Origin of the sequence: Subdoligranulum sp. APC924/74, from assembly GCF_003324125.1 — a bacterium.
Lineage (GTDB): Bacteria > Bacillota > Clostridia > Oscillospirales > Ruminococcaceae > Gemmiger > Gemmiger qucibialis.
The window spans coordinates 1-6,926 of sequence record NZ_PSQF01000123.1 but is presented as its reverse complement, the minus strand read 5'-3'; the positions used below and the strand labels follow the sequence as shown (position 1 = coordinate 6,926).

Here is a 6,926-nt window from a genome sequence, read left to right as displayed (position 1 = left end):
TTTTGGCAACGCAGATGCCGTGCCGCAGCCGCCGAAGCGGTGCTTAAGCCGCTAGGCGGGAATTGTGCGGTGTTGCCTCAGAAGAATTGCTGCAGAGCATGGTGCCGATAAACAGTACCATGCTTTGTGGGCAAAACGTGGAAATACATCTGCAAGGGGAGTCATTTTGTGGAAGAAAATGCCCAGGTAAAAGTCAGCGCTATCATTGTGGCGGCGGGGGCTTCCCGCCGAATGGGATTCGATAAACTCAGTTACCGCCTGCCCGGCGGCAAAACCGTGCTGGAAACTAGTGTGGCGGCTTTTGCCGCCCACCCGCAGGTGGACGAGCTGATCCTTGTGGCAGGCGGTAACCTGCCTGCCTGCCAGGCGATTGCAGCGGCCTGCCCCAAGCCGTGCACCGTGGTCGGCGGCGGCGCGACCCGCGCTGACAGTGTGTGCAACGGTCTGCGCGCGGCAAAAGGGCAGCTGGTGGCGATCCATGATGCCGCCCGCCCCTTTGTGAGCGAGCAGGTTATTACCGATGCTTTAGCGGAAGCCGAGGCCATGGGGGCCGCTGCCCCGGCGGTTGCGGTCAAGGATACCATCAAGATCGCCAATGACGGCGCTGTAGTGCAGACACCGGACCGCGCCGCTCTGTTTGCGGTGCAAACGCCCCAGTGCTTCTGCCGGAACCTGTACTGGAAGGCCTTGGAAGCTGTGCAGGGGGAAAAAGTCCACCTGGTGACCGATGACTGCAGCCTGTTTGAACTGGCGGGCCTGCCGGTGCACCTGACGCAGGGCGATTACGTCAACCTGAAAATTACCACGAAAGAGGACCTGCCCGCCGCGGCACAGAATAAGGGAGAAAATACAATGCGCATTGGTCATGGTTATGATGTTCACCGCTTGGTGGAGGGCCGCAAGCTGATTATGGGCGGCGTGACGATCCCATATGAAAAAGGCCTGCTGGGCCATTCCGATGCAGATGTGCTGCTGCACGCAGTTTCGGATGCACTGCTTGGCGCGGCGGCGCTGGGGGATATCGGCAAGCATTTTCCGGATACCGACCCGCGGTACGAGGGAGCAGATTCCCTGATGCTGCTGCGGGAGGTTGGCCGTCTGCTGGATGAAACCGGTTATACTGTTGGCAACATTGACGCCACTGTTTTGTGTCAGGCACCCAAGCTGGCACCGCATATCCCGGCCATGCGGCAGAACATTGCCAATGCTTTGGGCCTTGCTCTGGACGATGTGAGCGTGAAAGCTACCACGGAAGAACACCTTGGCTTTACCGGCGAGGGGCTTGGCATTGCCGCCCACGCCGTGGCACTGATTGAGAAAAGGTAATCAGAGTTTTATTAAGAAACGACCGTTTGTGCTGAAAAAAACGGAACTTTTCGTTTATAAAGACCGCAGGAACGCACATTGTGCGCCCGCCAACTTAAGGCAATAACTCTTTTTGCTGGCGGGGGCTTATATCATTTGCACTTCGCCGCAGCATGGCCAATGCGTTCATATCGGGTACTTCTCTACAATGGGCACAGTTTTTTGCCCTGCCACATTTGCATGGCGGGCAAACTGTGTTATACTAAAGTGTATCTGAAAACAAAGTATTGCCCAAAGAAAATGACGGATATTTCGCAAACACAAGCAGGATTTAAGGCTTTTTAACGCAAAATCTGGCTGCGTTTGTAGAAATAGACTGAATTTTTGACTTTTCAGATACACCCTAAAAGGTAACAGCCGGGGCCGTAGCCGGATACTGCGGCAGAACAACGGATAGGAAAGGGGGCTGCCTGCGCGATGTTTGGCTTTTTTGATGTGATCCAGGACATTTTGAGCAACCTGCGCACGTTTGGCCTGCGTGATGTGATCGATATTGCGGTGGTCAGTTTGGCCATGTATCAGATCCTTTTGTTTGCGCGCAAATCCCGTGCCGGGCAGCTGGTGCGCGGTTTGCTGCTGCTGCTGGTGTTTTATGCGCTGGCGGATGTGATGCAGCTGCGCACGGTGCGCTGGGTGCTGACCAATGTGATGCAAATTGGCTTTATTGCAGCTATTGTACTGTTCCAACCGGAACTGCGCCGCACGCTGGAACACATGGGCCAAAGCACCAACTGGACCAAACTGCTGTTTACCACCCACCGGCAGGACCCCACCCTGCGCGGCGCATGGCAGAGCGCCGTGGTGGCCATCTGCGATGCAGCCGAGCAGCTTTCCGATACGCGCACCGGCGCATTGATGGTGCTGGAACGCATGAACAACCTGGATGAGATCATCCGCACCGGCACACCGCTTTCGGCGGATGTGATCCCCGAAATGCTGGGTACCATCTTTTATGAGGGTACCCCTTTACATGACGGCGCTGTTGTGATCCGGGATGGCCGCATTGTGGCCGCTGGGTGTGTGCTGCCGCTTTCCAACAACCTGGAAATGGGCAAAGATATGGGTACCCGCCACCGCGCGGGTCTTGGCATGAGCGAAAATTCTGATGCCATCGTGGTGGTGGTCAGTGAGGAAACCGGTATTATCTCCCTGGCCAAAAATGGTGTTCTGATCCGCCGCCTGGACCGCCAGAACCTGTTCAACCTGCTGCAGGAGGAAATTATTCCGCCGGAAACAGCCGAAGCGCAAAAGCAGCCGCTGTTGAACCGGCTGCTGAACAAAGGAGGTGCTGGCAAGCATGCAAAAACAAACGCAGCCCGCTGAACCGGTGCGCAAAGCGAATGGTTCCATTTGGGATAACCGCTTTTTCCTGGGAATTGTTTCCGTGCTGGCCGCAGTGCTGGTCTGGATGGTGGTTTCTACCTTTCTGGATCCGCAGGGTTCCTTTGTCATCAAAGATGTCAGCGTGAATTATGGCTACCAATCTACCATTTATACCTCCAAAGGGCTGGATATTGTGGACCAGCAGGCAGTGGATAACGTGCAGGTGCAGGCGGACGGCAACGGTACTTTGATCGGCAAGCTGTCCAGCTCCGATATTATGGTTTACCCGGTCTATAACGGTGTGCAGGGGGCGGGCAAAACCACCCTGCGGCTGGAGGCCCGCATCACCAACACCGATTATACCAACGTGGGCATCAAGCTGACGGTGCTCAGCCCGCAGACGGTGGATGTTGTGTTTGATACCGTCGGCGAAAAAACACTGCCCGTTACCACCGATACCAGCGGCATTACCATTGCCGACGGCTTTACCCTGAACCGCATTGCCACCACCCCCACCGAAGTGACTCTGACCGGCCCGACCAGTGAGCTGGATAAAATCAGCGAGGTGGTGGCCCCTGTTTCGCACGAAGGCTCGCTTTCGGATTCCGTGTCGGCAACAGCATCGCTGGAACTGCGGGATGAAAACGGCGATATTGTAACGCCGGAATACACCACGCTGGACAGCAACACGGCGGATATCAACCTGACAGTCTATCAGGTGCGGGAACTGCCGCTTTCCATCGTGTTTATCAATGCGCCGTCCGGGTTTGATACTTCCTATCTGAAGTATTCGCTCAGCATTCCTACCTTGAATGTGGCGGGCCCGGCCAAGACGGTCGGCGCCCTGACCGAACTGAGCGTTGCGGCTTTTGATCTTGGCCGTGAGTTTGCGTTTGACCGCGACTACCAGAAAAACATTGAACTGCCTGCCGGTGTGGTTTCGCTGGATGGCGTATCCGCTGTAACGATCCGGTTTGATACCACCGATATGATCTCCCGTACCTTTACCGTAACCAACATCCGCACCGTCAATGTGCCCAGTACGATTGACCTGGAAGTGCTGACGGCGCAGATCCATCAGGTTACGCTGTACGGCCCCAAGAGCGAGATGGAAGAACTTTCGGCAGACAGCATTCTGGCCCAGGTGGACTGCCAGAATCTGGCGGTATCCGTTGGCCAGCAAACCGTGGCGGCCAGCATTCAGGTGCCGTCGTCCAGCCACATTTTTGCAGTCGGCAACTATACGGTGCAGTGCCAGGCAAGCTCACAATAACCGGGCATCCATCAGCCGGGGTTCCGGCCTATCCGATGCCCGCCAACCAAAGGAAAACATCAGCCCATGATTCTTGTACGCAATATCCGCCTGCCGCTTTCCTGCCCGGACCCGGAGCAGGAAGCTGTCCGGCAGGCTTACCGCACGCTGCGCCTGCGGGGCAACGCTCCGGCGCAGGCTGGCGTGGCAAAACTTTCGGTGGATGCCCGGCACGGCACGCCTGTGCTGGTGTATACCATCGCCATCACGCTCCATGACGAGGGTGAGGAATCGGCTTTGGCCGGGGCCTCGCCCTGTGTCTGTTTCACCCGCAAACCGGATTTTACCTTTCCGGTTGGTCAAACACCATTGAAACACCGCCCTGTGGTGGTCGGCCTTGGCCCGGCGGGGCTGTTTGCGGCCCTGCTGCTGGCCCGCAATGGTTACCACCCCATTGTGCTGGAGCGCGGTCCGGCCCTGGCGGACCGTGTGGCCGCTGTGCAAAAGTTTGAGCAGACCGGCGCGCTGGACCCCAACGCCAATATCCAGTTTGGCGAGGGCGGCGCAGGAACATTCTCGGACGGCAAGCTGACCACCCGCGTGGGGGATCCTTTGTGCGGCTTTGTGACGGACGCCTTTTTGAAGCATGGCGCCCCGGCGGATATCGCCTGGCGGCAAAAGCCCCATGTGGGCACTGACCTGCTGCGCGGCGTTATTACCAGCATCCGCACTGAGATCGAAAACCTTGGCGGGGAAGTACACTTTAACACGGCGCTGACCGGCCTGCAGACCAGCGGCGGCGCGCTGTGCGGCATTACTACTACGGCGGGCAGCATCCTCTGCGACCAGCTGATCCTGGCGGTGGGCCACAGCGCGCGGGATACCTTTGCCGTGCTGCATACCATGGGCCTGCCGCTGGAATGCAAACCGTTTTCGGTGGGATTCCGCGCGGAACATCTGCAAACAGAAATTGAAAAGAGCCTTTACCACGGTGCTGCCGGGAACCCGGCCCTGCCGCGGGGCGAATATCAGCTTAGCCAGCATGTGGGCCAGCGGTGCGTGTACACCTTCTGCATGTGCCCCGGCGGTCAGGTGTGCGCCGCCGCCAGCGAGGATGGCGGCGTAGTGACCAACGGAATGAGCTACCATGCCCGCGATGGCCGCAACGCCAATGCCGCCGTGGTGGTCAGCGTGGATGGCCGCGATTTTGATAACGACCCGGTCAAGGCGGTCGCATTTCAGCGCCAGTTGGAACAGGCCGCTTACCGTGCGGGCGGCGGGGGATACCTTGCCCCGGCAGAAACGGTCGGCAGCTTTCTGGCAGGCCGCGGCAAACTGGAGCTGGGGGCGGTGCAGCCTACCTACCCCCGCGGCGTGACCCCCTGCGACCTTGGCAGCCTGCTGCCGGGGGAACTGGCCGCCGACCTGCGGGATGGCATTACCGCCTTTGGCCGCAAGCTGCGGGCTTACCAGGCACCGGATGCCGTGCTGACGGGGCTGGAAACCCGGACTTCCAGCCCGGTGCGCCTGCTGCGCGGGGATAACTTCCAGTGCACCGGCCTGACGGGACTTTACCCCTGCGGCGAGGGTGCCGGTTACGCAGGCGGCATTATGACCGCCGCCGTGGACGGTGTGCGCTGCGCCGCTGCCCTGATGCAGCAGTACGCCCCGGATAAAGCCTGAACTGCAAAGCCTGGCAAGATGTTGAAATAACGAAACGTGTGAAGAAACGTAAAGAGTGAGAAGAGAAAGAGGAACCGCTATGCCCAACAATCACCCGTATGATAAAAAAAGTGACCGCCGCCAGCAGGATCTGAATGACCTGGTGGATGGTGCCGTCAACTTTGGGCTGGGCATCAGTTCCACGGTGCTTTCCGGTATTGCCGGCGCACTGGACAGTGTGGGAGATTCCCTGAACCGGGCCGCGCAAAGGCCGGAACAGAACAGCTTTATTGCCTACCGCCGTAAGCTGGATAACAGCCTGGCCGGGCATTACGGCGGCTGGATGACCATGGGCGTGCTGGGCTGGGTGTTCGGCGGCTGCTTTGCCATTGCTGCGCTGGTTATGGCCATCCTTGCCGGTGTGGCACCCAATGATGCAAGCTTGTGGAGTGCAATGCCGGTGTTCAATATTCTGGCTCCGACGTTTACCGCCTGCACGCTGGGATTTTTTGTCATGGGGTACGCAGGCTGCCACGCAGCAAACTATTTTGGCCGTCTGCGCCGCTACCTGCGCGGCATGCACGGCTTTACGGCGGAGCTGCCGGAGCTGACCCGCAGCAGCGTGGTGCGCGCCGATAAGGTGCGCAAAGACCTGCGGAATGCTTTGGCCAAAGGCCATTACCCCAACGCCTGCATGAATGAGGCAGAAACAACGCTGTACCTGGACGAAACGATGTACCACCCTGCGCCCGCCGCGGCACCGGTGCAGCCCAAAGCGGCTCAGCCCGCGCTGACCGATGAAGAGCTGTTCCGCCGCGATGGGGCAGACTTTTTGAACTACCTCAAAACCTGCCAGGGCCGCCTGGGGGACCAGGCAGATGAAGAGCTGGTGCAGATGCGCAAAAACTGCGCGGCGATCATGGGGTTTGTGCATAACCACCCGGAACAGTTGCCGCGGGTGCGCCGCTACCGCGAATATTATATGCCCACTACCCGCAAGCTGCTGAACACCGCGCTGGGGTTGGGCGAAAGTGCTACCCAGAACGCGCAGGAAATCCGGCGCGATATCGTGGGTATCCTGCACACCCTGAATACGGCATATGAAAAGCTGTACGATACCCTTTTGCAGGATGTTAGCATGGATGTTTCCACCGAAATTGATACGCTGGAAGCCATGCTGAACCAGGACGGCCTGACCCATGACTTTGCAGCAGATTTTGGTGCAAAATAAAACCGGTGAAAGTAGATAAGGCAATACCGCATAATTCTAAGTGCCGATACGGCGAGCGAGGTGCGGCAGATGCCAAGCCAAAAGCGCAGATAA

The 6,926-nt window shown here is 58.4% G+C and carries 5 protein-coding genes; all 5 read left to right on the top strand.

Going from position 1 to position 6,926, the window contains the following annotated elements; all coding sequences use genetic code 11:
- The first annotated feature begins 168 nt into the window (after positions 1–168).
- The 5 genes from ispF to C4885_RS14860 all read left to right on the top strand — a co-directional run bounded on the left by ispF (position 169) and on the right by C4885_RS14860 (position 6,833).
- A complete protein-coding gene (gene ispF, locus C4885_RS17260) occupies positions 169–1,326 on the top strand; it encodes a 2-C-methyl-D-erythritol 2,4-cyclodiphosphate synthase (protein ID WP_305791099.1) in 1,158 nt (385 codons plus the stop codon).
- Between the two features lie 456 nt (positions 1,327–1,782).
- Complete coding sequence (gene cdaA / locus C4885_RS14875; protein WP_114001087.1) at positions 1,783–2,688, top strand: diadenylate cyclase CdaA; 906 nt, start codon at positions 1,783–1,785, stop codon at positions 2,686–2,688.
- The gene (locus C4885_RS14870; RefSeq protein WP_114001086.1) at positions 2,663–3,961 is read left to right on the top strand and encodes a YbbR-like domain-containing protein; all 1,299 of its coding nucleotides are present in this window, start codon (positions 2,663–2,665) and stop codon (positions 3,959–3,961) included. The genes cdaA and C4885_RS14870 overlap by 26 nt, the downstream gene beginning before the upstream one ends.
- Before the next feature lie 66 nt (positions 3,962–4,027).
- Positions 4,028–5,623, top strand: coding sequence for an NAD(P)/FAD-dependent oxidoreductase (locus tag C4885_RS14865; RefSeq protein ID WP_114001085.1), 1,596 nt, complete (start codon positions 4,028–4,030; stop codon positions 5,621–5,623).
- 79 nt (positions 5,624–5,702) lie between these two features.
- The gene (locus C4885_RS14860; protein ID WP_114001084.1) at positions 5,703–6,833 is read left to right on the top strand and encodes a hypothetical protein; all 1,131 of its coding nucleotides are present in this window, start codon (positions 5,703–5,705) and stop codon (positions 6,831–6,833) included.
- Positions 6,834–6,926 lie beyond the last annotated feature (93 nt).

Bases quoted from the DNA above. Each gene is read 5' to 3' on its own strand.
- cdaA (WP_114001087.1), top strand. From the start codon at position 1,783: ATGTTTGGCTTTTTTGATGTGATCCAGGACATTTTGAGCAACCTGCGC.
- C4885_RS14870 (WP_114001086.1), top strand. From the start codon at position 2,663: ATGCAAAAACAAACGCAGCCCGCTGAACCGGTGCGCAAAGCGAATGGT.
- C4885_RS14865 (WP_114001085.1), top strand. From the start codon at position 4,028: ATGATTCTTGTACGCAATATCCGCCTGCCGCTTTCCTGCCCGGACCCG.
- C4885_RS14860 (WP_114001084.1), top strand. From the start codon at position 5,703: ATGCCCAACAATCACCCGTATGATAAAAAAAGTGACCGCCGCCAGCAG.